Source organism: uncultured Sneathiella sp., from assembly GCF_963973085.1.
In the GTDB taxonomy this organism is placed as follows: domain Bacteria; phylum Pseudomonadota; class Alphaproteobacteria; order Sneathiellales; family Sneathiellaceae; genus Sneathiella.
Genome location: NZ_CAXAXA010000005.1, coordinates 174,753 through 199,534 on the forward strand (window position 1 = coordinate 174,753; position 24,782 = coordinate 199,534).

The 24,782-nt window shown below is 54.8% G+C and carries 23 protein-coding genes; 5 read left to right on the forward strand and 18 right to left on the reverse strand.

Translation table 11 applies throughout. From position 1 onward, the window contains the following. Positions 1-103: 103 nt before the first annotated feature. From AACZ19_RS13820 to AACZ19_RS13840, 5 genes are all read right to left on the reverse strand, one after another. Positions 104-1,936, reverse strand: coding sequence for an ABC transporter ATP-binding protein/permease (locus AACZ19_RS13820; RefSeq protein ID WP_339634943.1), 1,833 nt, complete (start codon positions 1,934-1,936; stop codon positions 104-106). A 122-nt stretch (positions 1,937-2,058) separates the two neighbouring features. Further along, positions 2,059-3,189 (reverse strand): Ig-like domain-containing protein, encoded by a 1,131-nt coding sequence (locus tag AACZ19_RS13825; protein ID WP_339634944.1) that lies wholly within the window; start codon positions 3,187-3,189, stop codon positions 2,059-2,061. Positions 3,190-3,274: 85 nt separating this feature from the next. Next, positions 3,275-4,198 (reverse strand): cytochrome c, encoded by a 924-nt coding sequence (locus tag AACZ19_RS13830; RefSeq protein WP_339634945.1) that lies wholly within the window; start codon positions 4,196-4,198, stop codon positions 3,275-3,277. A 19-nt stretch (positions 4,199-4,217) separates the two neighbouring features. After that, complete coding sequence (locus tag AACZ19_RS13835; protein WP_339634947.1) at positions 4,218-4,691, reverse strand: cytochrome c; 474 nt, start codon at positions 4,689-4,691, stop codon at positions 4,218-4,220. A 74-nt stretch (positions 4,692-4,765) separates the two neighbouring features. Next, on the reverse strand, positions 4,766-5,056 hold the full coding sequence (locus AACZ19_RS13840) for a hypothetical protein (protein ID WP_339634948.1): 291 nt from the start codon (positions 5,054-5,056) through the stop codon (positions 4,766-4,768). A 108-nt stretch (positions 5,057-5,164) separates the two neighbouring features. Here AACZ19_RS13840 and AACZ19_RS13845 point away from each other — a divergent pair, with 108 nt between their 5' ends. Further along, positions 5,165-5,749, forward strand: coding sequence for a TIGR00730 family Rossman fold protein (locus AACZ19_RS13845; RefSeq protein ID WP_339634950.1), 585 nt, complete (start codon positions 5,165-5,167; stop codon positions 5,747-5,749). 103 nt (positions 5,750-5,852) lie between these two features. Beyond that, entirely contained in the window at positions 5,853-7,067 is a 1,215-nt protein-coding gene (locus AACZ19_RS13850) for an NADP-dependent isocitrate dehydrogenase (protein WP_339634952.1), read from the forward strand. A gap of 74 nt (positions 7,068-7,141) precedes the next feature. Here AACZ19_RS13850 and recA read toward each other — a convergent pair whose 3' ends face one another. The 3 genes from recA to AACZ19_RS13865 all read right to left on the reverse strand — a co-directional run bounded on the left by recA (position 7,142) and on the right by AACZ19_RS13865 (position 11,539). Then, positions 7,142-8,227, reverse strand: coding sequence for a recombinase RecA (gene recA / locus AACZ19_RS13855; RefSeq protein ID WP_339634954.1), 1,086 nt, complete (start codon positions 8,225-8,227; stop codon positions 7,142-7,144). Positions 8,228-8,845: 618 nt separating this feature from the next. Further along, positions 8,846-10,393, reverse strand: coding sequence for a hydantoinase/oxoprolinase family protein (locus AACZ19_RS13860; RefSeq protein ID WP_339634956.1), 1,548 nt, complete (start codon positions 10,391-10,393; stop codon positions 8,846-8,848). A gap of 12 nt (positions 10,394-10,405) precedes the next feature. After that, the gene (locus AACZ19_RS13865) at positions 10,406-11,539 is read right to left on the reverse strand and encodes a DUF917 domain-containing protein (RefSeq protein ID WP_339634958.1); all 1,134 of its coding nucleotides are present in this window, start codon (positions 11,537-11,539) and stop codon (positions 10,406-10,408) included. Between the two features lie 93 nt (positions 11,540-11,632). Between AACZ19_RS13865 and AACZ19_RS13870 the strand changes: the two genes are divergently transcribed. Next, a complete protein-coding gene (locus AACZ19_RS13870; protein WP_339634960.1) occupies positions 11,633-12,628 on the forward strand; it encodes an AroM family protein in 996 nt (331 codons plus the stop codon). Here the strand turns inward: AACZ19_RS13870 and AACZ19_RS13875 are convergent. From AACZ19_RS13875 to AACZ19_RS13900, 6 genes are all read right to left on the reverse strand, one after another. After that, on the reverse strand, positions 12,625-13,608 hold the full coding sequence (locus AACZ19_RS13875) for an ABC transporter ATP-binding protein (protein ID WP_339634962.1): 984 nt from the start codon (positions 13,606-13,608) through the stop codon (positions 12,625-12,627). The two genes, AACZ19_RS13870 and AACZ19_RS13875, sit on opposite strands and share 4 nt — an antisense overlap. Then, on the reverse strand, positions 13,601-14,611 hold the full coding sequence (locus tag AACZ19_RS13880) for an ABC transporter ATP-binding protein (protein WP_339634964.1): 1,011 nt from the start codon (positions 14,609-14,611) through the stop codon (positions 13,601-13,603). The genes AACZ19_RS13875 and AACZ19_RS13880 overlap by 8 nt, the downstream gene beginning before the upstream one ends. Next, positions 14,611-15,519, reverse strand: coding sequence for a nickel transporter permease (gene nikC / locus AACZ19_RS13885; RefSeq protein WP_339634966.1), 909 nt, complete (start codon positions 15,517-15,519; stop codon positions 14,611-14,613). The genes AACZ19_RS13880 and nikC overlap by 1 nt, the downstream gene beginning before the upstream one ends. A gap of 10 nt (positions 15,520-15,529) precedes the next feature. Continuing rightward, complete coding sequence (locus AACZ19_RS13890; RefSeq protein WP_339634968.1) at positions 15,530-16,540, reverse strand: ABC transporter permease; 1,011 nt, start codon at positions 16,538-16,540, stop codon at positions 15,530-15,532. A 70-nt stretch (positions 16,541-16,610) separates the two neighbouring features. Continuing rightward, positions 16,611-18,218, reverse strand: coding sequence for an ABC transporter substrate-binding protein (locus AACZ19_RS13895; RefSeq protein ID WP_339634970.1), 1,608 nt, complete (start codon positions 18,216-18,218; stop codon positions 16,611-16,613). 68 nt (positions 18,219-18,286) lie between these two features. After that, positions 18,287-18,982: an AroM family protein gene (locus AACZ19_RS13900; RefSeq protein ID WP_339634971.1), complete on the reverse strand. Its 696-nt coding sequence runs from the start codon at positions 18,980-18,982 to the stop codon at positions 18,287-18,289. Between the two features lie 160 nt (positions 18,983-19,142). Here AACZ19_RS13900 and AACZ19_RS13905 point away from each other — a divergent pair, with 160 nt between their 5' ends. Then, entirely contained in the window at positions 19,143-20,054 is a 912-nt protein-coding gene (locus AACZ19_RS13905; protein ID WP_339634973.1) for an AroM family protein, read from the forward strand. An 86-nt stretch (positions 20,055-20,140) separates the two neighbouring features. Further along, positions 20,141-21,079 (forward strand): DUF1177 domain-containing protein, encoded by a 939-nt coding sequence (locus tag AACZ19_RS13910; protein ID WP_339634975.1) that lies wholly within the window; start codon positions 20,141-20,143, stop codon positions 21,077-21,079. A gap of 456 nt (positions 21,080-21,535) precedes the next feature. On the opposite strand, the gene AACZ19_RS13915 is transcribed toward AACZ19_RS13910, so the two are convergent. From AACZ19_RS13915 to AACZ19_RS13930, 4 genes are read right to left on the reverse strand one after another with little or no spacing between them, the layout of a single operon-like run. Further along, complete coding sequence (locus AACZ19_RS13915) at positions 21,536-22,123, reverse strand: ANTAR domain-containing protein (RefSeq protein WP_339634977.1); 588 nt, start codon at positions 22,121-22,123, stop codon at positions 21,536-21,538. Further along, the gene (locus AACZ19_RS13920; protein ID WP_339634979.1) at positions 22,120-23,256 is read right to left on the reverse strand and encodes a transporter substrate-binding domain-containing protein; all 1,137 of its coding nucleotides are present in this window, start codon (positions 23,254-23,256) and stop codon (positions 22,120-22,122) included. The genes AACZ19_RS13915 and AACZ19_RS13920 overlap by 4 nt, the downstream gene beginning before the upstream one ends. A gap of 12 nt (positions 23,257-23,268) precedes the next feature. Then, positions 23,269-24,645 (reverse strand): amidase, encoded by a 1,377-nt coding sequence (locus AACZ19_RS13925; protein ID WP_339634981.1) that lies wholly within the window; start codon positions 24,643-24,645, stop codon positions 23,269-23,271. Further along, complete coding sequence (locus AACZ19_RS13930; protein WP_339634983.1) at positions 24,623-24,781, reverse strand: hypothetical protein; 159 nt, start codon at positions 24,779-24,781, stop codon at positions 24,623-24,625. Before AACZ19_RS13930 ends, AACZ19_RS13925 begins: the two co-directional genes overlap by 23 nt. Position 24,782 lies beyond the last annotated feature (1 nt).

Genomic DNA, 24,782 nt, shown 5'->3' on the forward strand with positions numbered 1-24,782 from the left:
GTCCCTTCACCACGCGGTCTGATACTGAACCTAGGTCATAACGCATGTTAGCGTCAAAAAGAACAAAAAGATAAGTGCGTTACCAACAGCCGAATTCTAACGCCTAATCCTTGATTTGCTCAAGTTTCTCCTGATAGTTCGCCGCTTCCTGTTGGCGAGCCCACATGGTCGCATACTTTCCGCCTTGCGCCAAAAGATCATGATGGCGGCCCCGCTCCTGAATCCGCCCGTTTTCAAGCACAATGATCTCATCTGCTTCCACGACGGTGGACAAGCGATGGGCGATGACAAGGGTCGTGCGGTCTCTTGACACTTCAGCGAGGCTTGCCTGGATTTCCTTCTCCGTATGGGAATCAAGCGCCGACGTTGCCTCGTCAAAGAGCAGTATTCGCGGTTGTTTCAATATCGCCCTTGCGATGGCAACCCGCTGTTTTTCGCCGCCGGAGAGCTTTAACCCACGCTCCCCCACCATCGCATTATATCCGTCCGGCAGTTTCTCGATAAAACCGTCGATGCTTGCAAGTCGCGCCGCCTCTTCGATTTCCGCCTCGCTAGCGCCCGGCCGCCCGTAAGCAATATTATACCGAATCGTATCGTTGAAGAGAACCGTATCCTGCGGCACGATTCCGATAGCCGCGCGAAGGGAATCCTGCGTCACCTCGTCAATCGCCTGCCCGTCGATGGTTACCTTGCCCCGATCGACATCATAAAAGCGGAAAAGGATGCGCGAAATGGTCGATTTACCCGCTCCCGACGGGCCGACAATCGCCGTGGTCTTGCCGGACGGGACCTTGAAAGACACACCATGCAGAATCTGCCGATCCGCTCCATAGCCGAAATCGACATTGTGAAATTCAATCTCGCCTCCGCCAGGTACCAACGGTACCGCATTCGGCGCATCGTCGATTTCGCGGGAGACGGTCAGCAGCTCAAACATCTTCTCCATATCGACCAGACTTTGCTTAATCTCCCGATAGACAAAGCCAAGAAAGTTAAGCGGCTGCATCAGTAACATCAAAAATCCATAAATTGCCACGAAATCACCAACCGTATATTCCCCGTCAACCACCCCCTTCGCCGAGAGTAGCAGCACCGCGACCAATCCGGAGCTGATAATCAACCCCTGTCCTATATTGAGGTAAGCGAGCGTCGTATTGCTCTTTACCGCCGCCGTCTCATAGGAAGCAAGCGCCCGATCGAACCGGCGCGCTTCATGGTCTTCGTTGCCGAAGTATTTCACGGTCTCAAAGTTCAGCAGACTATCAATCGCCTTGGTGTTGGCTTCGCTGTCCTTCTCATTCATGGTCCGCCGATATTTCAACCGCCATTCCGTGACCGCCAGGGTGAAATATATATAGCCGAGCAGCGTAACGAAAGTGATCAGCGACATCAGCCAGCCATATTCAACAAGCAATATTCCGCAGATAAAGAGGATTTTCAAGACCGTCGGGACAATGTTGAAAAGCATGAAGCGAAGCAGGAAATCGATCCCCTTCGTGCCCCGCTCGATCACCCGGCTTAAACCGCCGGTCTGCCGGTCGAGATGAAAACGCAAGGAAAGCCGGTGCAAATGCCGAAATGTATTCAGCGCCACCTGACGGATAGCATGCTGCCCGACTTTGGCAAACACCGCATCGCGCAACTCGGAAAAGGACTGCGTCAAAACGCGGGCGACCCCGAAGGCGACAATCAGCCCCAGCGGCATGAGGACAACCGGGTTCACATCACCGGTCAGGTCATCAACGATAAATTTCATCAGATATGGTGTGTAAACGGACGCCACCTCGGCCATGACCAGCAGGGTAAACGCCAGAACAACACGAAACTTCAGATCGCGCCGTCCTTCAACCCAAAGATACTCAATCAGAGACCGCAGGGTCGCAAAGTGACTCCGTCTTTCCTGGTGCGAATGCGTGTCGAATTTCTGGCTGCTCATATTCTATCCGCTGTGGCTGCAAGTCTTGCTAACATAGCGTAATAGCTGGCGATTAAAGACGGGAATTCTGTTTTGATCGGATAATTGTGACCGTGGCCACATTCCGGAGGCTGGATTACGCTCTATTGCTTGCCCGGAAGGTTGAAAATCTGCCCCGGGAAAATCAGATCGGGATCACGGATCTGGTCCTGATTGGCCTGATAGATCACAGTATATTCCATCCCTTCACCATAGACACGCCGGGCAATACGCCACAGGCTGTTCCCCGGCTGGACAATAGCACTTAGTCCGCCACTTGCCTGTGCAAGGACGACATCGCTTGCCGGGGCTTTCTGGAAGGGAAGTTCGACACGCGAAATAACTTTCCCGGCTGTATCCAATTGATCAATACGGAGTGTATGATTGCCCGCGGGAATGGATTGATCCGGCACAAGCTCCCAATTGCCGTCCGCGTCAATATTAGCCGTACCGACCGGCTTGTTATCAACATAAATAACGACACTGTTTCCCGGCAGCCCCCGCCCCGACAGCCCCAGCGTGCCCTTGTCATCATAGTTTACCGAGCCAAGGGAGAGTTCCTTGGCGGCGGAAACATCTCCTTTCGCCTCGGGAACTTGTAAGAGCTTAACGGATTGACCGTCGTCCGTCTTCTGGATGTCTTCCTTCGGGACCATCATCGCGATGGCGGGCGCCCGCTGTTCAAGTGGGACTGTGCAATCGGGAACATTCATGACAACAAGAGTGCCGGATTCCAGCTGCTGGCCATCCGGATTCTGCGCGCTGAGATTAACCGTCTGCGAGCCGGAAGGAAGCGGCCTGCTGGAGATAAAGACCCAATCGCCATTCTTGGACGCTGTCGCGTCGCCCACTTTTTCACTACCAATGTATATTTCCACCGCCGCGTTCGGCACCGCCCGCCCCGCCGCAACAAGATCACAATTGCGGTCTATACGGATAACATCGAAACTGGGGCGCAGGAGCGCCATCTTCTGGCCCTCGGTCTCTGACTCATCGTCAAGTTCCTTGTCAATGACCGTGGCGGAAGAGACGGAAGCCTGTTTCGTGTTCTTTTCTGTCGAGCTGTCGGCTGTCTTATCTTCTGTCGCCGTCCCCTCACCGCCAGTTGCTGTCGCTGAAGGAGGAGCCGACTCAATTGGGCCTTGCGGCACAGAACCGGAGAAAATGTCACTACGGTAGAGAAACAGACCAGCCACCAAAAGCAGCAATATTGCCAGGATACCAAATACGCGCACCGGAGCCTCACTCAATTAACCTTATATGATGCTATTATGAACGTCTGAGGCTGTTCACGCAATCTTTAGTAAAATTCATGGAAATTCAGGGATCGGACCGTTTAACCTTATTTTCTATTGGCGGAATGCTTTTCAAATATGCGGCAATCGCGGCGCGGTCTTCTTCCGTTAGTTTGGACAGGCTGTGATCAATTGCCTCGGCCATCGAGCCTTGTACATTATCAAAATTAGGCATCATGCCATCACTCATGAAACTGACAAGATCCCCTTCTGACCAATCTCCGATCCCGGTGGCATCATCGGGGGTAATATTGGGCACCAATTCCCCTTCCGCACCATTTGCCGCACCGGCCAGATAAAGGCTTTTGTCCGACCCGCCCAGAAAATTGCGCGGCGTATGACATTCCCCGCAATGGGTCAAAGCATCCACCAGGTACCCTCCGCGGGCCACCTGTTCTGTCGCATCGGAGGGCGGCACATAAGGACCCTCATCAAAAAAGAGAAGGCGCCAGCCCCATTGCAGCCAACGCCAGGAAAATGGAGGAGAAACGTCGTGGGGCCTGTTCTCCAGAACAACTGGCGCCAGAGACATCAAATGCGCCTTGATCGCAAGCGCGTCCTCATCTGTCATCTTGGTATAGCTGGTATAGGGAAAAGCGGGGAAATAGGGATGACCGGACGGCCCTAACCCCTCTTTAAGGGCTTTCAGGAATTCTTCATCCGTCCAGCGTCCAATACCCGTTCCCGGATCGGCCGTTATATTCGGTGTATAGAAAATCCCGAACGGAGTTTCCAGAGGTCGCCCTCCAGCGAACGGCTTGCCACCGTTCTTTATATCGGTATGGCAGCCGTAACACCCACCGGCCGCCGTAAGATAAGCGCCCTTATCCTCGTCCTCCTGGGCCGGACTATCGTTTGCTCCAATAGTCAGCAGGATCGCCGTGGCACCAAGAAGGGCAAAAGCGAACCTTCTTATCGAAGGTCGCTTTTGTCCTTTTTGAAAGATCACCCCAAAAACCAACCGCTAATTATTCCTTCGGTTTACGGAATTGTTTATGGCAACCGCCGCAGGTGCCGCCGGTTTCTTTCAAGGCCGCGCCAATCATCGCAACGTCCCCCGATTCAACCGCGACAACCAGCTGCGTACTGGCAGCCTGGAGAGCGTCTATATCCTCCTGGAAATCTGCTGCGTATTGAGCATCCCATATTTCAGGTTTGGCGCGAGAGGCTTCAACGCCGGAGCCCTCAGGAAAGAGTTTCGCCATATTTGCCGCGATTGCAGAAATTTCCTTCGCATTGTCAATCAGGGCTTCAGTATAGTTCGCCTCCCCTTTGACGACCTTGGCGATGGCGCCCATATTGCCGCCAAGTTTTTTCATTTCGGCAATCCGGAAGTCCGCTTCTTTATTTCCTGTGGATTCGGAATGCGCGCTGGCAATCCCAAGGAACATAGCACCGCCCGCCAGCACGGCAATTGCGGTTTTGGTCAGCATTACTCTCATCTCATCACTCCCTTGCAGTTAAATCTTATAAACAGAATCATAGCATTATCTTGCCGGCTTCCCAAGAGGTCCAATTAATCCGGCACCGCGACAACCATCTCCTCACCACCGTATTCGTGCAACTTGTCGTGTGCCCGAACGCGTACCTCTTTCACATTCATCGGAAGGGATAGCGTCATGGATCGGGTAAAGGGTTGCTCGTTTACATGGGGATGCATAAGCACCCGGCTGCCAAGACTGTTTCCGTTCATATCGAGAACCTCCCAACGATCCGCATAATGCTCCCATCCTTCATCGGCATGACGAACGGTCACACTGAACCGGAAGACGTCAGCGTCAACTTTCACTACCTTGACGTCAGTCACATCCGCTTCTCCCGCGAAAGCAGAACTTGACGCAAGGATCGGGAAACAGCAAACAATGACGGCAAATATATTTCTCATATTCCGTATTTTACCAATATAGTCTGATCTATGACCAAAATATCTTCCCTTTGCGTTTACTGCGGCTCGCGGATGCCGACGGACCCCTCTCATATTGACGCGTCCAAGTCCCTCGGACAAGCACTCGCCGAAAATGGTATCCGGCTTGTCTATGGCGGCGGTCACGTCGGGCTGATGGGCGTCATCGCCGATGCCACACTTGCGGCTAATGGACAGGTTATCGGGATTATCCCTCGTCATCTACATGATATTGAAGTTGGTCACGAGAAATTGACAGAGCTCCATGTTGTCGACAGCATGCATGCCCGCAAGGAAATGATGTTTCAGATGTCCGATGCCTTTGCTGTATTGCCGGGCGGGCTCGGAACCCTCGATGAAACATTCGAAATGATCACATGGCGTCAGCTTCGCCTGCATGACAAGCCGATCCTGCTGGTTAATCACAAGAAGTACTGGCAACCGCTGCTCGATCTTATGGACCATATGATCGATGCAGGATTCGTCGAGGCGGAAGCGCGCGAGTTTTTTACTGTAGTCGAACGGTTGGAGGAGATCATTCCAACCCTTATGAACGAGCCGGAGGCGGAATTCAGGGCCGATATTTCAAAATTCTAGCGATAAAACCCAGTTTTTTTGACGGATGCGCTTGCACAGTTCGCCGTCAGTGATATTTTGCAGCCGCAGAACAAATAACCCATAGGCTAAGAAGGACGTCGATATGCCAAAAATTCAAGTCAAAAATCCAGTCGTGGAACTGGATGGCGACGAAATGACCCGGATCATCTGGGACTTTATCAAGAGCAAGCTCATCCTCCCCTATTTGGATATCGATCTTAAATATTACGACCTCGGGATGGAAGCACGCGACGCAACCGATGACCAGATCACGGTCGATGCGGCAAACGCCATTATCAAATACGGTGTCGGCGTCAAATGCGCCACGATCACGCCGGATGAACAGCGGGTCGAGGAATTCGGCCTTAAAAAGATGTATCGATCCCCCAACGGCACAATCCGCAACATTCTGGGCGGTACCGTCTTCCGCGAACCCATCATCTGCTCTAACGTGCCGCGGCTGGTTCCGGGCTGGACAGATCCCATCGTTATCGGCCGTCATGCCTTCGGCGACCAGTACCGCGCAACGGACAAGGTTGTAAAGGGCCCTGGCAAACTGACCATGAAGTTCGAACCTGCTGACGGCGGAAAAGCCCAGGAATTCGAAGTGTTTGACTTCCCTTCCGGTGGCGTTGCCATGAGCATGTATAACCTGGATGACTCCATTCGCGGATTTGCGCGGGCCTGCATGAACTATGGCCTCAACCGGAACTGGCCGGTCTATCTCTCGACCAAGAACACCATCCTGAAAGCCTATGACGGACGGTTCAAGGACCTCTTCGAGGAAGTCTTCCAGGATGAGTTCAAGGCAGAGTTCGACAAGCGCGGCCTAACCTATGAACATCGCCTGATCGACGATATGGTCGCCTGCGCCATGAAATGGTCTGGCAAATATGTCTGGGCCTGCAAGAACTATGATGGCGATGTCCAGTCGGACACGGTTGCACAAGGCTTCGGATCCCTTGGCCTGATGACCTCCGTTCTGATGACCCCGGACGGCAACACTGTCGAAGCCGAGGCCGCCCACGGAACTGTGACGCGCCACTACCGGATGCATCAGCGGGGCGAGGAAACCTCGACCAACCCCATTGCCTCCATTTTCGCCTGGACGCGCGGCCTTCTGCATCGTGCCAAGCTCGATAATAATGAGGAGCTCAAGAAGTTCGCCGAGGCCGTCGAGAGGGTTTGCGTCGCAACTGTGGAAAGCGGTGAGATGACGAAAGACCTCGCGCTGCTGGTCGGCCCCGATCAGCCATGGCTGACCACGAACCAGTTCCTCGATGCACTGGATGCGAACCTGCAAAAAGAAATGGCCTGATTAGCTTTCAGACTGCTTCAAAGAAAAAGCCGGCCTTCAGGGCCGGCTTTTTATAGATTCATGAAGATGTCGTATCAATCATCCGCCATCAGTTCATCATGAGCGGTATCGCTTTCCGGATTACCCTGCAGCACCTCTGAGAGGACACCAGCATTTGCCAGAATTTTCTGCTCAATTGCCTTGGCAATATCCGGGTTTTCCTTCAGGAAAATTTTTGCCTGTTCCCGTCCCTGCCCGATGCGCTGGCTATCGTAGGAATACCAGGAGCCGGATTTCTCGACAATCTCCGCTTTGACCCCCAGATCGAGAATTTCACCCGTCTTCGAGATTCCCTCGCCATACATGATGTCAAACTCGATCACCTTGAACGGCGGCGCCACCTTGTTCTTCACGACCTTGACCCGGGTCTGGTTGCCAACAATGTCATCTTTGATCTTGATCTGCCCAATCCGGCGGATATCAAGCCGAACGGACGCATAGAACTTCAGGGCATTCCCGCCGGATGTTGTTTCCGGGCTGCCGAACATTACCCCGATCTTCATGCGGATCTGGTTGATGAAAATCACCATGCAGTTGGAGCGCGAGATGGAACCAGTCAGTTTCCGCAAAGCCTGGCTCATTAGCCGTGCCTGCAGCCCGACATGGGTATCCCCCATCTCTCCTTCCAGCTCCGCTTGCGGCACCAGTGCCGCGACACTGTCAACCACCAGAACGTCAATCGCGCCAGAGCGGACCAGCGTATCGGTAATTTCCAGCGATTGCTCTCCCGTATCCGGCTGCGATATCAGCAATTCATCCACATCCACGCCAAGCTTGCGGGCATAAACCGGATCCAACGCATGTTCCACATCGATGAAGGCGCAAGTTCCGCCCTGCTTCTGCGCTTCCGCCACCACATGCAGCGCCAAGGTAGTTTTACCGGAGCTTTCCGGTCCATAAATCTCAACCACGCGCCCCTTTGGGAGTCCACCGATTCCGAGTCCGATATCAAGACCGAGCGATCCGGTCGGTACCGCCGCCACATCCAGGGTCTCCTGCTGGCCGAGCCGCATGACCGATCCCTTACCAAAGGCCCGATCGATCTGACTCAAGGCTGCTTCCAACGCTTTTTTCTTGTCCATGCCACCTGCTTCAACGAGTTTCAGAGCTGAATTTACCATCGATCTCCCCTTATTCCATAGGTCTGTAGCGGATGCAACTGCCATAAATGTACATGTTTTGTTCTTATTTGCAAGAACTTTATATATGCTTGTTAATTAAGGGAAAATAGGAATTGTTTTTGATTTGTTCCAGGCCAGGAGATCAATAACGCCTCCCCAGTGACCTATGATCCGGATTCTTTTATTTTTCCATATTAGATAGATTCGGATGGAGCTATTTTTCCATGAAATGGAGTTAAGTTATTGATTTTCATGAATATTGAAGGGTCCTCAATATGAAATTCATAGTTTTCAATAGGTTATAGATATTTTTCCTGATTGCGGACCCTTTTGTCGAATGAGTCAGTCTTCTCCCAACTTCTCCACAATAAGCGTAAAAACATTAAGCAAACAACGATAATCTAAATGACATTCTCTCGGGATACTCCATCCATCTTCATCATACGCTACTGGACTAAGAAACGAACCTTCGCCAGTAAGTAGCCAATGGACATTTAAGTGCGTGAAATAATCAGCAATACCTATAATCATTTCAATAGAAGGCTTGCCTTTTTCATTTTCCGCTTCGGATAAATAACTCCTTGAAACTCCGAGTGACGAATATAAGAATTTTCTGGGTTACGATCCCGAAAGCGCCGCGATATCACCGATGACACGCACCCTTGCCCGGATAGCATGGCCGGGGATATAGGCGATGGGCAAATCCTCCATCTCGATGGTTTTGAGAGTGCCTTCCGCTGCGCCGGACTGGATGGCCCGCTCTCCTGCGATTTTGAGGGCTTCGGCCAGCGCCTCATCGCGGCTGAGACCCTGGAACACCTGGTCCGCCTCACCGCTGATCTGGGCGATGGCCGCCCCGACTGCGTTGGCGACGGAATAATTCTCGACATGATGGACATGCGAGATGCCGGGAATTTTTGTCGGGATCAAAGGTGCGCCGCCGCCGACCGCGATGAGCGGCACATCCGCCGCCTCCGTCTTGATCCGGTCAACATTGCTGGCGATCCGATCATGCACGATGGCCAGCACCTTCTCGACATATGCCGGATCAAGATCGGCGATTTTCGATGCGTCCCCCGCCGCCATCAGCTTTTTCGAAACCGCAATGTCGGTGAGCGTCAGTTGCGAGCCCCCGAAGACCCGCGCCTCCTCGGTCAGGCGAAATCCAACGCTGTCCGGCCCGACATCAAGCGGGTCGTCATGAATGCGCGTGCCGCCGCCGATGCCGATGGAAATCAGGTCCGGCATGCGGAACAGGGTCCGTACCCCGCCGACGGTGACGGTGCTGTTGGCCTCGCGCGGGAAACCGTTGACGAGACTGCCGATATCCGTCGTCGTCCCGCCGACATCGCAGACGATGGCATTCTCGATCCTCGACAGGAATGCCGCGCCGCGCATACTGTTGGTCGCGCCGGAGGCAAAGCAGTAGACCGGGAACTTCCGCGTCATTTCCGCATTCGTCACCGTCCCGTCATTGAGCGCGATATAGAGCGGCGCAGTGATACCGAGCTGTTCGAGGGCCTGCTGAAAGGCATCCGTTGCCTCTTCCGCGAGGTCCAGAAGCGCGGCATTGAGCAGCGTCGCGTTCTCGCGTTCCAGCAGGCCGAGACGGCCAAGGCTGTGCGAACAGGTGACCCGCACGCCGGGGCATTCGGTCTCGATAATCTGCCGCGCCCGTTCCTCGAATTCCGTATTGAGCGGCGAGAAGACGGCGCTGATCCCGACGGAGGTGATGCCATCCGCCGCGATCTGCCTGCCGATGCGGGACAGTTCCGCCTCGTCGAGCGGGGCAATCTCCCGCCCGTCATATTCATGGCCGCCCTGCACCAGATAGCGCCCGCCATTGACCAGAGCAGCGACATCTTCGGGCCAGTCGACGAAGGGCGGCAGGCTCGCGGAGGCGGGCAGGCACAGCCGCACCGCCGCCACCTTGTTGAGCCGCCGCCGCTCGACCACCGCGTTCAGGAAATGGGTGGTGCCGATGGTGACGGAGCTCGCGTTCTTCGCCTCCGGCCCGACAAGCGAAATGAGGTCTTCGAGCGCCTTGCGCACGCCGCCGGTGACATCCCGGGTCGTCGGGGTCTTGACCGCACCAACCACCTTGTCCTGATCGACGAGAACCGCATCCGTGTTTGTACCGCCGACATCAATGCCAATGCGTTGCATGAGATTATTCCCTTAAAATACTGATTTATAATCGAAATTAAACCCGAAGGCGCGCGGGCCCACAAGCTCAAGACCGCGCGGGGTGAGGAAGATTTCCGGCGCCGGAAGCGCCAGCACCGTGACCCGCTGGCCATAGCGGATGGTCTCCGTTGCGATACCGTCGCCATTGATGCTGTCGACAACGCAGATCAGGTCCGGGGTCATCACCACGGCTTCGCCATTTTGCGATCCGACGGAATATTCATTCTGGAAATCGAGGGTGAATTGCCTGCCCTGATCCTCATCCATCCCCTCAAGTTCGGCGCGCCCGCGCAGGAAACCCTCCGTCGTGCGCCGCTCAATATCCGTGATCTTGCCCTTGAACAGCTTGAGGCCCTTGCAATTCTCGACAATCGCCGCGACAGGGTCGGTATGCTTCTCGCGCGCCTCGAACACGGCGCGGCCAAGGCTGATCGCCTTCGTCGTCGTATGCAGCACACCGAACTTCTTGACTTCCGCGCCCGAGCGCGGCGCCTTGCAGGTGGAGGCGGTGGACCCCAGCTCGGTACATATTTTCCGGCTGATCCGCTCCATCCATTTCCAGCTGTCAGCGGTCTTGATGAGGATCTCGTTTTCGCGGATATCGGCCATGGCAAGCGGGTAACATTGCAGCCCGGCGGCGGAAAAGCTCGTCATCTGGGCTTCCGGATAGGCGCGGCCCATGCTGTCGGCATCAATCGTCGGCAGGCCGGAAATCGCGGAAACCGCAAGGGGGAGCATGCCGTTGCCGCCGCCGATTTCCACCGGCATCACCGCATCGAACCGGCGCCCGAGATAATCTTCGAGAATACGCAGCGGTTTCAGGGAATTTTCAGGGTCCGCCAGCCGTTCCATCCCGACAATCGGCGCGCCCTGCGTGGAAAGAACCGCGACCAGCGCGTCATCGGGCAGGCTCATCGGGTCTTTAAGGACAACCCGGTGCCCCTTCTTGTAAAGCTCCCGCACATTCAGGAGATTGAGATAGGGCGAGCCGCCGCCGCCTGTTCCAAGTATCCAGGCACCGAGTGCCAGCGCCTCGACCTCCTCCGCAGTGATATAGCGCTCTCCGGTTCCAAGCGGGCGTTCCTCGCCTTGCGCTGTCGATGCGTGCCCTAACTGTTCAGCCATTTTAATCTCGCAATCTCGTTTCGATAGGATGCCCTAACCCTAGATCGATCGCTGGTTTACATAAATACGTAGCGGCACCTAGAGGCCGGTTTCATGTTTCCTTTAAACTGGCGCGCGACATCTGGCGCGATATACTATGGGCTCATACTGAGCGACCAGGACAAGGACATCCGCTTGCAACGCATCACCTTCATCACCGCCGGGCAATCACCACGACAGGACATGATTGACGAAATCGTCGCCGACCTGCCGGAAAAGGTCGAGGTGGTGGAACTCGGCGCGCTTGACGATATGCCGTTCGCCGAAATCATGGAACTGGAACCCCGGCCCGATGAAACCGGCATCGCGACCAGCCTGAAAGACGGGTCCATCGTCGCTATCTCGGAAAGCTGGCTGCGCCACAGGATACTGGAGCTGTGCGAGGGGCGCGGCAAGAGCATTAACGACCTGACGGTCATCGCCTCCACCGGTGTCTTCGATCTTGGTACCACCAACCCCTATGTCGTCCATGCACAGAATGTTCTCGACCGGTTTATGGAATCGATCCTGATCGCCGGCCAGAAGGTCGGGCAGGTCCGCCCCCTGAAGGGCCAGCTCGCGCCGGGAAAGGAATTCGGCGCGTCCCGGATCAAGTCCGTCTATGGTCCAGCCTTCAGCGACACGGCCCTCATCGATGCCGCGAAAAAGCTCGCCGACTGCGATATCATCGTTCTCAATTCCGTCGGCTATGACGGGCGGATGCGGGAGCTGATCAAGCAGGAATCCGGCCGGCCCGTGGTGCAGATGCGGCGGATCATCTCCGGCACCCTTGCGAAAATCCTCAAACAGAGCCGGAAAACCTCGACCAGCGCCGAACTGCTGGAGGGGAGCGCGCTCAGCCTGCGGCTCGAAAAGCTGACAAAGCGGGAGGGTCAGGTGTTCGACCATCTGATCAAGGGACTCGCCAACAAGGAAATTGCCGCGGAGCTCGGCATCAGCCCGCGCACGGTCGAAATCCACCGCGCCCGCATGCTTGCAAAAATGGGGGTCTCCACAGGCGGGGAACTGATGCGGCTGATCGTCCGCAATATCTCAAACGCGCGGATTTAACCGGCGGCCACGGCCTTTGGCTGCATTTCCGGATCGTAGAGAACGCAGCGCACGAGCCGTCCGTCATCGGTGGTGAAATTGGGAATCGGCTTCACGTCGCACACGCCCGCCATCGCCTTTTCACAGCGCGTATTGAAAAAGCAGCCCTTCGGCAGGTTGAGCGGGCTCGGGATATCGCCGGTGAGCGGCTTGCTGCGCCTCGGTTGCCCGGGTTCGGGCAGCGGCACCGCCTCCAGAAGCGCCCGGGTATAGGGATGCTTGGGGTTGCTGAAGACTTCCTCCGTGTCTCCCTGCTCAACGATCTGGCCGAGATACATCACGGCGACGCGGTTGCAGACATAACGAATCACCGCAAGATTATGGGAGATAAAGAGATAGGTGAGGTCGAGTTCCTTCTGGATCGCTTTCAGGAATTCCAGGATCTGCGCCTGCACCGACACATCGAGCGCCGAGGTCGGCTCGTCCAGCACCAGAAGCTCCGGGTTGAGCGCAATGGCCCGCGCGATACAGACGCGCTGTTTCTGCCCGCCGGAAAGCTCATGAGGATAACGATAAAGGAACTGCTTCTGTAGTCCGACAATTTCCAGCAGCGATCCGACTTTCTCCCGCAATGCCGCGCCGCGCAGTTTCGTATGCAGGATCAGCGGTTCGGCGACCGAGCGCATGATCGTCATGCGCGGATTCAGCGCCGAGTGCGGGTCCTGAAACACCATTTGCGCCCGGCGGCGAAGAACCTTTTCATCTGCTGAATTCAGGCGAGTGATGTCCTGCCCGTCAAGCATAACACTGCCGCCGGTCGCCCTGTTCAGATGCAGGATTGTCCGCCCCACCGTCGACTTGCCGGAGCCGGATTCGCCCACCAGCCCGAGAGCGTCGCCCTTCTCGATACGGATATTAACCTTGTTGACCGCCGTCAGGATGGCTTTCTTGCCTTCGGCGCGGACCCGGAAGCCGACCGTCAGATCATGGGTTTCAAGCATCCGCAAATCCTTCCTCAAAAAGGTGACACAGCACAGTCCGGTCGTGGGCCGCGTTGTTCCGGTTTACCGGTGGCGTTCCGCAAATTTCCATCGCCTTGGGGCAGCGTGCCTGAAACCGGCAACCCGCCGGTGGGGTCAGCAGATTGGGCAGGAAGCCCGGAATGCCATAAAGCTCCTCCGGTGGTTTGCCCGGATGCGGAATGGATTTCAAAAGCCCTTCCGTATAGGGATGCTTCGGATTGCCGAACACCTCCTCGATCGTGCCATACTCGACCACCTGCCCCGCATACATCACTGCGACATTATCGCAGACTTTCGCCACCACGCCGAGATCATGGGTGATGATCACAACGGAAAGGCCCATATCCTCCACTAGCTCCGCGATGAGGTCGAGGATTTGCGCCTGGATCGTCACATCGAGTGCAGTTGTCGGCTCATCCGCGATCAGCAGCTTCGGCGAGCCCGAGAGCGCCATGGCGATCAGCACCCGCTGCCGCATCCCGCCTGAGAGCTCATGCGGATAGCGGTCGATCTGGCTCTCCGGATTTGGCAGATGCACCTTGCGCAGCATCTCGATCGCATGGGCCCGGGCTTGCTTTTTGTTCTTTCGGGCGCGCTTATCGAGGGCCTTCTGATGGGTCAGAATCACGTCGACCATCTGCGTGCCAATGGTGAACACCGGATTGAGATAGGTCATCGGGTCCTGGAAGATCATGGCAATCTCGATCCCGCGGATCTTCTGCATCTCCTCCCGTGTGACTTTCAGCATGTCCTTGCCGTTATAGAGAATCTCGCCGGAGATCACTTCGGCAGGCGGGCTTGGCAGCAGGCCGAGTACGTTCCGGACCGTCACGGATTTCCCGCAGCCCGTCTCTCCCACGATCCCGAGGGACTGTCCTTTTCCGACTGCGAGATTAACGCCGTCCAGTGCATGATAAACACCGTCGAACGTATTGAAATTCAAGCGATAATCGCGAATTTCAAGAACCGGAAGCTCCGTCATTATTCTCTCCCCTTCGGATCCAGAATGTCCCTTAGGCCGTCGCCCAGCAGGTTGAAGCCGAGCACCGTCAGGAAGATGGCGAGGCCCGGAAAGAAGGAATACCACCACCAGTCCGGCAGATAGTTTCTCCCGACGCTGATCATTGCGCCCCATTCGGGGAACGGCGGCTGCGCGCCAAGACCGAGGAAGCCAAGGCTCGCCGCATAGAGAATAGCCATGCCCATATCCATGCTGACCTTGACGATAATCGGCGACAGGCAGTTGGGCAGGATATGTATGAAGACAATCCGCATCTTGCTCGCGCCCATGGACCGGGCAGCATCGACGTAGATCGCGCTCTTCAACGAGAGGGTTTTTGCCTGCACCAGCCGGACATAACCCGGCCACCAGACCAGCGAGATGGCGAGCATCGCATTCCCGATCCCCGGCCCCAGCACTCCGACAATCGCAATGGCGAGGATCAACCCGGGAATAGAGAGAAAGACGTCGGTCACCCGCATGATCGACTCTTCCACCCAGCCGCCGACATAGCCTGCGATAATCCCGAGCGGCACGCCGATCAGCATGGAAATGCCGGTGATGATCAGGCCGATCTGCAGCGAGACACGGGCGCCGACAACCACGCGGGTGTAAACGTCATTACCCACCTCGTCCGTACCGAACCAATGTTTTTCGCTCGGCGGCTGCAGCTTGTTCTCGATATGGGTTGCGCCAAGGGCGTCTTCGGGATAGGGCACGATGGACGGGCCGAAGATCACCAGAAACATGAACCCGGTGATAATGATCAGCCCGAGCATCGCCGCGCCGTTATTGCGAAAGGTCCGCGCATACAGCCGCCAGGTACGGATGGTGCTGGCGTGACGTTCACGGAACGTCGGCTCTGCGGCGTCGTCAATAATGTCGGTCATCAGCCCCTCTCTATGCCTGTTGGCGAACTCGGGGATCGAGTATGCCGTAGATGATATCGATGAGAAAATTGGTCAGCATGAACCAGGCGCCGAGGATCAGGGTCGCGGCCATGACCGGTTCAAAATCGGAGGCGGTAACGGCCTGCAGCGCGTATAGGCCGACGCCGGGCCAGTCAAAGACGGATTCGATCAATACCGTCCCACCCAGCATCCAGCCGAAGCGCAAACCGATGATCGCCAGGGTCGGTAGCATCGCGTTTTTAAGCGCATAGACTGCAATCATGCGAAAACGGGAGATGCCTTGCGCCCGCGCGTTGGTGACGTAATCAAGGCTCAGCGTCTCAATCATTTCCGCGCGGTTGACCCGGACAATGGAGGCGAGCGCCGGAAAACTGAGCGCCACCGCCGGCAACACCATGTAATGGAGCGCCTCGACAAAGACGCCGAAACGCAGCGTCAGGAGCGCATCGATCGTATACATGCCGGTGATCGTCGTCGGCGGGTCGGTCATCAAATCGAGACGGCCGCCGAGCGGAAACCAGCCGAGCTGCAAACCGAAATAGAGCTGTAACATCAGACCGAGCCAGAACATCGGCAGCCCGACGCCGGAAGAAGAGATAAGGCGGACGATATTATCAACCCAGCCGTTCTGTTTGACGGCGGAGATAACGCCCATGGGAATGCCAAGAACAATCGCAAACAGGATCGAATAGATCACAAGTTCCAGCGTTGCCGGAAAATAGACCATGAGGTCCTGCGCCACGGGTCGCGTCGTATAGACGGAACGACCGAGATTACCCTCGAAAATGCCCCCCACATAGATAAAGAACTGCTCCACCAGCGGCTTGTTGAAGCCGTATTTCTCGCGGATCTGTTCGACCATTTCCTTGGTCGCATCCGGACCGGCGGCAAGGGCGGCAGGATCGCCCGGGGCCACATGGGAAATGGTGAAAGTGATAATCAGCAGCCCCAGAAGCATGCCGAGCATCAGAATACTGCGCTTACCGATCATATAAAGCATGTCATTTCCTCAGGCATGTAAAGGGTCCTGCCGGATCATTATAGATCCGACAGGACAGGCAGGAAGGGAGTTATTTTCCGATGCCTAAGCCGTAATAGTCAATTTCCGATGTCATACGGACCGGCGTATAGGAGAAACCGGTGACATAGTCGCGATAGGCGATAAGCCTTTTGCGCATCATGCCGAAGATTTCCGGCTGATCCTCGACGATCAGCTTCTGGATTTCCGCATACATCGGCGCCCGCTCTTCCCAGTCAGTGGTATAGCGCGCCTTCTCGATCAGTTCCGTAACCTTCGGATTTTCGTAGAAATGCGTGCCATAGTACTTGCCCCAGGATTCCGGGTGATACTGATAGGCAACCGCGTCTGGATCGGTGGAGACCGGCGTTGCGAAGATCGCCATCATGTCCGCCGACGTTTCCGCCGATGAACCACGTGCGACCAGGTTCGGCCAAGTCAGCGGCACCATCTTCACGGTGATATTCAGACCTTTCAGCTTGTCGATCAGCACAAGACCCATCAGGCGTTCGATCTCGAGGCCCTGAACATAGACATATTCCAGCTCGATCCCGCCATCCGGCCACTGGGATTTCGCCAGATACTCCTTGGCTTTTTCCATGTCGTGGCGCGGAATGCCTGGCACATCGATCTTGCCCTTGATATCATCGGTGAACGGGCTCGTCTGCAGGACGGCGTTGCCGTTGAAGATAGAGACCAGCGCGTCATAATCGAAGGCATAGGCAACGGCCTTGCGCAGGTTCTTGTCGGACATGTATTTGCCCTGGGTGTTGAACTTCAGGCCGAAGGCGGTCAGCGCCGGCTCGGTGGAGGTCTTGATCCCATCGGCCTTGGCAACCTGTTCAAATTCGTCAGGGGAAAGATCGAGCACGATATCTGCCTCACCGCGAATCAGTGCTGCGCGCTGCGCCGAGGTTTCACGAACCAGCTTGTAGACGATCCCTTCGATATTGGAGCCGCCGTCGCCTTTCCAGTAATCCTTGACCCGCGCGACTTCATAGAGCGTGCCTTGATCAAAGCGTTTCAGCGTGTAGGGGCCGCTGCCTGCTTCATTCTCGGTCATCCATTTCTGACCATAGTCGTCATCCTCGACATGGGCATTCACAACGGCTGGATCCATGATGTACCACCACGGAATGAAGGAAAGAAACGCCGCATAGGGTTTTTCCAGATTGAACTGCACCGTGTAATCATCAACAACCACGATACCTTCAGGCTTCAGGAAGTCCGACAGCATCCAGGACGGTCCCTGCTTCAGCTCCAGCGTGCGGGTGAAGGAATATTTGATCGCCTCGGCATTGACCGGGTTACCGCTGTGGAACTTGGCATTTTTAACTAGGTTGAAGGTCCAGGTCTTGCCATCCTCGCTCTGCTCCCAGCTTTCCGCAAGCCACGGCTTCACTTCCGGCGGATTGCCGTCATATTTCACCAGCGCATCATAGAGCGCCTGCTGCAGGCTACGGATGGAGGCGTTGTATTTGATGCTCGGGTCCAGGGTCGAGACCGGCTGGCGCCCGGCGATGACCAGAATCTTGCCACCATCGACCCGCTCGAACGCGGCGACTTCTTGTGTCGCCGTCCCAAGGCTCGCCATCGCGACCCCCGCAACGGCACAGACTTTCACAAGCCTGCCAAAACTACGTCTACTTAGGTTATTCATCTTCTCGTCCTCCAGGTTGAATTCTACACTGCCGCGATTTTTATGCGGCTCTATTCCCACCTGACCCCTTATGCCGGGGCCTTCTGCCGTAATGTTTGTCCGACATGCTTCATGAACAGCTGGCGCACGGTCATCGTCGGCACATTTGCCGCCGCCTCGACCTTCGCCGCCATGGCGCTGTCAAAACCCATACAATTCATAATGATGACATCCGTCTCCTTCAGCGTCTCGCCCGCCTTAGCGAATTCGTCGACCGCATAGGGGGACGCCGAAGCGAAGCGCGCCTCATCTTCGGATGTGAAATGCTCCTGCATTTTGCCGATCTGGTCCGCATGAGGCGAAATGACGCCGACCATGTTCTTCGCGGCACGGCGCTCGTCAATCTCTGCACTGAGAGTGTCATAAGGAGAAAAGACAGGCAGCGTATGAACCGCCGCGTCCAGCTTGCCCGAACAGAGCATCAGGATTGCGTCGAATTTTTCCGGGTCGATCTTCTTGAAGAGGGTTTCCAGCCGTTTCTCGATCTCCTCGGCGGAGCAGACAACTTCGCTGCCATCGGTCATGCGGGAGACAAGGCAGGCCTCGCCGTTTTTAGGCGCCAGTTCGGCGACCTCCTCCTTTGTCAGGCCATCCAGTGCCCCAAACTCGGTAATGTCGTATTCAGTCTCGAAACCGCTCATCATATCCGGGGTGATATCCACGCGGGGCGCCTGTCCGATCGTTACCAGTGCCAGCCGCTTGCCGTTGATCTTTTTCATGCTCATTGACTTGCCCCCGAATATTCTGAAAATTGATTTATTCAGTATGGGAAGTTTGAACCTTGTTACGGATTGATGAAATACGTAAGAGCCCTTACACCCTCCTGATGCCTTGAATTTCGCGGAAAAGTGCGATTATAACGGCATTTTCAACGAAGGAGCAAAGATGGCGCGACTACCGAGAATTGCTTTCGTCACGATCGGCCAGGCCCCCCGGCCTGACATCGTGCCGCAGCTCGTCCGCCAGCTCGATACCGAGATCATCATCGAGGAATTCGGTGCCCTAGACGGCATTGACCCGTCAGAATTCGACCGGCTCCCCCTCTCCCCCAACCAGATCACCCTGCACACCCGTTTCGCGAATGGCGAATACAAGATTGTCTCGGCGGATTTCGTGGAACAGAGGATAGCCGCGCTCTGTGAGAAGCTGGATCAGGAAAATTTTGACTTCATTGTCATCGTCAGCACCGGCCTGCAACATGACATTGTGACAAAAACCCCGCTTCTCAACGGCCAGACGATTGTCGAAGCATGGGTGCAGTCCCTTTCCATGGTCGGTTGCCGCGTCGGTATCATCTATTCCGTCGACCTGCAGGGAACCGAGAACATCTTCACCCACGGCTCCGCCATCCGCCAGTCGGTCAGCTATACCCTTCCCGGCCCCAGCGGCAATATCGACGATATTACCAGCAACTTGCGGAACTGCGACTTCATCGTCATGTACAGCATGGCCTATTCCGGTGAAATGGCGCAGAAAGTCAGTGCCCAGAGTGGAAAACCCGTCGCCACGGCCCGCAATATTCTGGCAAGCTCGCTCCGGATGCAGCTCAATTCCATGACTGATACCCGCGCACGCGAAAGGAAGAATATCGCCGTGCGCATGTCACAGGCCTATCCGCAGCTCACCCGTCGGGAGATCGAGGTTGCCGAGAATGTCGTCGCCGGGCTGTCCAACAAGGAGATCGCCCGCGTCCTCGACATCAGCCACCGGACCGTCGAAATCCATCGCGGCCGGGTAATGAAGAAACTCGGTGTTACCACGGTCTCCGGCCTGATCCGCCAGGTGCTGGTGCTGTAACGGAATACGTAGTCGCCCTCATAGTCAGCTTTTCCAAAAGCAAGGTAGCCTGAAGCTGGGAAATAACAACATGACGGCGACGAACCATGCTGAAACAAATCATCGATATCTTTGAAATTCTGGATTCGCCGGCGGCGAGCGGCGCCCTGGTGCAGGAGTATATCAGGGACACCGGGAAGGCCGAGTGCGAAATCAAGCGCGCCACCTCCGACAACGGCGCGACGGACTTCATCAAGTTCAACATACCGGGAACGAGCGGGAAAACAGCGGGCGGAGACGCCCCGACCCTCGGCATTATCGGCCGTCTCGGCGGCCTTGGTGCCCGGCCGGAGCGGATCGGGTTCGTCTCCGATGGTGATGGCGCGCTAGCCGTGCTGGCGGCAGCGGCGAAACTCGCAAAAATGGCGATGCAGGGCGACCGGCTCGCGGGCGATGTCATCTTCACGACCCATATCTGCCCCGATGCGCCGACCCGGCCGCACAAGCCCGTTCCCTTCATGGATTCGCCGATCCCCATGGAGATCAAGAATGCGTGGGAAGTCGCGGCGGAGATGGATGCCATCCTCTCGGTCGATACGACCAAGGGCAACAAGATCCTAAATCACCGGGGCTTTGCCATCTCCCCGACTGTGAAGTCAGGCTATATCCTGAAAACCAGCGACGATCTTCTCGATCTGATGGCGCAGGTGACAGGCAAACTGCCACATGTATTTGCCCTCACCCAGCAGGACATCACCCCTTACGGCAACGGCCTTTATCACCTCAATAGCATTTTGCAGCCCTGCACGGCGACGGCGGCGCCAGTCGTCGGTGTAGCCATCACGACGGAAGTGCCGGTTGCCGGCTGCGCCACCGGGGCGACACATCTGATCGACGTTGAGGCCGCCGCGCGTTTTTCCGTTGAGGTGGCGAAGGCATTCACCTCGGGCGACTGCGAATTCTATGACCGCACAGAATTCGCCGAAATCCTCAAGCTCTACGGGCCCATGGATCATTTCCAGTCGGGCGTTAAAGTCGGGGCCTGACGCAGCGGCGGGCCGCTTCCGCACGCCATCGCTGCGCTTGAGACTCCCTGCCGAAAGCCTTACAAAACCTAGGCTTTTGGCAACACACCACAAGTTAGAGGCTTGGTGGCGGAGTGGTGACGCAGCGGGTTGCAAATCCGGGTATACTCGTTCGAATCCTGTTCGGGGAGCCAATTCAAAAGCCTTCGGAAACACTTCCGGAGTTTTTGCGGCCCAAAATATATTGATAAGTCATGGAATTACTATCCCACTTCATCACGCGTTAACCCACCAAGTCCCGCGGAAAAATAGTTGCATCCGTGGAAGAATAACTAATGCAGTAACAGTGTCTTGCATATCTTTTTCCGAACACTCCTACAAAGTATATCGGCCCCGGATTTCCGTCTCATGATTGCAGAAGTGAACCGTATAGAATTTTAAGCAATCGGACCACGCCGAACATTGCCATTTTCAGGATTACAAGTCACTTGAGACTATCAAAGCTTCAGCAATTTCGCCGATTGGAATCCTGTCCCTCATCGATTTTTCTCTGAGCAGGCGATAGGCCTGCTCTTCGGAAATACCTCTGGACTCTCGCAAAATACCGATTGCCGTTTCCACCTTACGACGACCTTTGAGAGTTTCTTCCTGCAATTGGATTCGTCGCCTTAACCGAGCGATGTGGCTTGCAACTTGAATAGAATTGGTAACGGCAGCAAGAACACCAAAATGCCGTATGGGTTTCGTGAGGATGCTGTGTGCATTAAGTTTATCTAACTGTACAAGAATTTCAGGGGTCTCATAGGAAATGATTGCAATGCGCGCCACATCTACTTCAGAACTCATCCATTCATATGAATTGCTGTCCTCGTCCGGACTGAGAAGGAACAAAACTACATTGACCTCCGCCGGCAGTTCAGATGGCGCGGGCCACACCCTTTCAGCAACACATCCTATCCGGGCCAAATGACGTGTCAACGCCACACCATCCTCATCATCTGGGTGTAAGACGAGTGTATGAGTTTTGCGTAAGGTTCTCAGAATAGATATATCTGAGTCGATCATATCATCCTTTTAGGAACAATCAGGCGGTCATAACTCATCAGGTACGGATCAGGATTCACAACTTCAGGGCTACTCCAAACGATGTCAAATTCACCATTTTCATTGGACTCACCGATCATTCTCTTCAGAATAGTATGATTCGTATTCTTGTCCAGTGAAATTTGCCCGCCCGGCGTGTCCAAGATAATATTGGAAAGCGAACTTAAAATATCCTGACTTGAATCACTGGCCGACCACTTCAGGCCTTCGCAAAGCAAGTGAATTTGACTATACGTCGTCTCAGTATAAACGCTTGGTTGATGCGTGTCTCCATACTTCGATTTATACAGTTCGACAAACTTTTTGTTTGATACGCTGTCCTCTGAACCAAAGTATGGCGAAACCGTCAAATGACCGGAGCGTGCGTTCTCAGGAAGTTTCGCCAACTCAGATTCAGTCGTCGTCAAAGACGCAATTGGCGGCAATTTGTGGGTTTCAGCTAATTCTGAAAAGCACTCATAAAATTTTTGAATTTCTCCGCCGACAAAAGTCGAGAGGATTATGTCAGGTTGGCTTTCTATGGCGCGGAGCGCTATATTTTTATAAACCTCTTTAGGCGTCCCGAGGGGCACATAATTTTTTGTGATAAAATTTCCGCCGCTTTCCGATAAAAACTCCGCCACAATCCGGTTTATTTCGCGCGCAAAAAGAGTATCCGTCCCAATAAGGACAGCTTTTTTCCATTCCCTGGAAAATAAATATTCCAACAGCGGAATAACCATCTGATTTGGTGTCGCACCGCCATAAATAACATTTGGTGAGTATTCAAATCCTTCATAGACTGAGGGATAAAAAAGGACCCCGTTGAACCTTTCAACAATTGGTAAAACCCGCTTTCGGCTTGATGAAAGGCAGCAACCGAAAATCACATTGACGTTGTGCCGCAACAAGAGTTCCGTTGTCATTCGGGCATAAGTTGAGGCATCACTTTGTGGATCAAATATAATCGGATCAAGCAAGCGGCCGTTTATCCCGCCCCCCATGTTAATTTCATCACAGGCAAGTAACACACCCTGCAAATGCGCGATCTCTGTTACCGCCATCATTCCTGATTGCGAGAACAGGACGCCGAAGCTAAACGGGTTTTGTTTCATCAATCTACCCTATCAAGGATTGATAGAAAAATCCATTTTATGCACAATATCAATTAGTTTTTCATCCTCACCCGCTTTCGCCATGACCATCATTCCTATTGGCATGCCGGTACTGGATATGCCGCACGGAATAGAGATACACGGCAGCCCTGCAAGATTGGCAAGCCAGCAAAACCAGGTCATGCTGTCCTGACTAGTAACCCGCAAATTCCCAAATTCCTGCCAGTCTTCGCCAATTTTTGGTGCGGTGACAGGAAGGGTCGGCAAGACCAAAGCGTCCGCATCTTGCCAGAGCTTTTCTAAGGCCAGGCAAAACTCAGTGCGCAGTTGTTGGGCTTTCAGCAGTTCAGTTGCCAACAGCATCTTTCCGGCCTCAAGGTGAGATCGGGTGACAGGACTGTACCCTGACGGGTCTTCCGTCATCTGCTCAAGATGATAACTTGATGCTTCCGCATGGAGAATCGCTTCCCATGCTGCGAAATATGATGCTACGCCGGGAATACCTGATGTGCGAATTTCCGCAGCGCCTTGAACCTGCCTCAGAGCCCTGCTGTGCACGATATCCACCTCGTCACTGCGCTCCAATCCATCGCCCACAAGATTTATAAGTCTTAGGTTATCAGTGGTTCTACTGGGTGTGTAGGGCCTTGACAGGGCCGTTGTTCGGTCAGCCTGATCCGCGCCCAAGAAAAACGGCAACAGCATTTCTAAGTCATGCAAGGTCGTGGCCATCAGCCCCGGCGCATCCAAGGACCAGGATAACGGTAGCACGCCGTGCCGAGATGCGCGGCCATAACTTGGTTTGAACCCATATATCCCACAGGCGCCAGCAGGTATGCGAACCGAACCCCCGGTGTCACTCCCCAAAGCAGCTGGAACAATTCCTGCAGCAACCATTGCCGCAGATCCTCCGCTGCTGCCGCCCGTTGTGTATTCAATATTGTGTGGGTTTCGGGACGGGCCAATGTTTGACGTCGCGTTCGTTGCGCCATACGCCCATTCATGCATATTCGTTTTAGCGAAAATTATGGCCCCTGCCGATCGGAGCTTCGCAATTACAAATGCATCTGTTTTTTCTGGAACCCGCGGGGTCGCATTAGAGCAGGCGGTTGTCGGATAATCCTTCGTCCAGAAATTATCCTTTACCGCAATACAGATGCCATCAATCTCACTCAAGGTTTGTCCGGATGCCCTCCGTTCATCGGACTCCGCCGCCTGTCGGCGAACAATTTCAGGATCCAACGAAACGACCGCATTTAAAACAGATTTTTCCGCTGCTTGCTGGAGAGCGACTTCCGCTAATTCCATCGCCGAAACATCGCCGGCTGCCATGGCTTTGGACTGAGAGCTGACAGTCCAATTTCTCTCAATACTCAATTGTTCTGTCACTAAAAATCTCCGGAATAAAGATATGTGCCGGTTCAAGATTCGGATCGCATTGTTTAGCTAGTCCTCCTCTTATTCTCACAAGAGTTGCCTCTATGTGTTGCTTTTGCAGGTCAGATAATGCTGTCTCTTTATTCATG

Bases quoted from the DNA above. Each gene is read 5' to 3' on its own strand.
- AACZ19_RS13880 (WP_339634964.1), bottom strand. From the start codon at position 14,611: ATGACGGAGCTTCCGGTTCTTGAAATTCGCGATTATCGCTTGAATTTC.
- AACZ19_RS13895 (WP_339634970.1), bottom strand. From the start codon at position 18,218: ATGAATAACCTAAGTAGACGTAGTTTTGGCAGGCTTGTGAAAGTCTGT.
- AACZ19_RS13870 (WP_339634960.1), top strand. From the start codon at position 11,633: ATGTTTCCTTTAAACTGGCGCGCGACATCTGGCGCGATATACTATGGG.
- AACZ19_RS13890 (WP_339634968.1), bottom strand. From the start codon at position 16,540: ATGCTTTATATGATCGGTAAGCGCAGTATTCTGATGCTCGGCATGCTT.
- AACZ19_RS13915 (WP_339634977.1), bottom strand. From the start codon at position 22,123: ATGATCGACTCAGATATATCTATTCTGAGAACCTTACGCAAAACTCAT.
- AACZ19_RS13820 (WP_339634943.1), bottom strand. From the start codon at position 1,936: ATGAGCAGCCAGAAATTCGACACGCATTCGCACCAGGAAAGACGGAGT.
- nikC (WP_339634966.1), bottom strand. From the start codon at position 15,519: ATGACCGACATTATTGACGACGCCGCAGAGCCGACGTTCCGTGAACGT.
- recA (WP_339634954.1), bottom strand. From the start codon at position 8,227: ATGGTAAATTCAGCTCTGAAACTCGTTGAAGCAGGTGGCATGGACAAG.
- AACZ19_RS13905 (WP_339634973.1), top strand. From the start codon at position 19,143: ATGGCGCGACTACCGAGAATTGCTTTCGTCACGATCGGCCAGGCCCCC.
- AACZ19_RS13865 (WP_339634958.1), bottom strand. From the start codon at position 11,539: ATGGCTGAACAGTTAGGGCACGCATCGACAGCGCAAGGCGAGGAACGC.
- AACZ19_RS13845 (WP_339634950.1), top strand. From the start codon at position 5,165: ATGACCAAAATATCTTCCCTTTGCGTTTACTGCGGCTCGCGGATGCCG.
- AACZ19_RS13900 (WP_339634971.1), bottom strand. From the start codon at position 18,982: ATGAGCATGAAAAAGATCAACGGCAAGCGGCTGGCACTGGTAACGATC.
- AACZ19_RS13875 (WP_339634962.1), bottom strand. From the start codon at position 13,608: ATGCTTGAAACCCATGATCTGACGGTCGGCTTCCGGGTCCGCGCCGAA.
- AACZ19_RS13850 (WP_339634952.1), top strand. From the start codon at position 5,853: ATGCCAAAAATTCAAGTCAAAAATCCAGTCGTGGAACTGGATGGCGAC.
- AACZ19_RS13860 (WP_339634956.1), bottom strand. From the start codon at position 10,393: ATGCAACGCATTGGCATTGATGTCGGCGGTACAAACACGGATGCGGTT.
- AACZ19_RS13835 (WP_339634947.1), bottom strand. From the start codon at position 4,691: ATGAGAGTAATGCTGACCAAAACCGCAATTGCCGTGCTGGCGGGCGGT.
- AACZ19_RS13930 (WP_339634983.1), bottom strand. From the start codon at position 24,781: ATGAATAAAGAGACAGCATTATCTGACCTGCAAAAGCAACACATAGAG.
- AACZ19_RS13910 (WP_339634975.1), top strand. From the start codon at position 20,141: ATGCTGAAACAAATCATCGATATCTTTGAAATTCTGGATTCGCCGGCG.
- AACZ19_RS13920 (WP_339634979.1), bottom strand. From the start codon at position 23,256: ATGAAACAAAACCCGTTTAGCTTCGGCGTCCTGTTCTCGCAATCAGGA.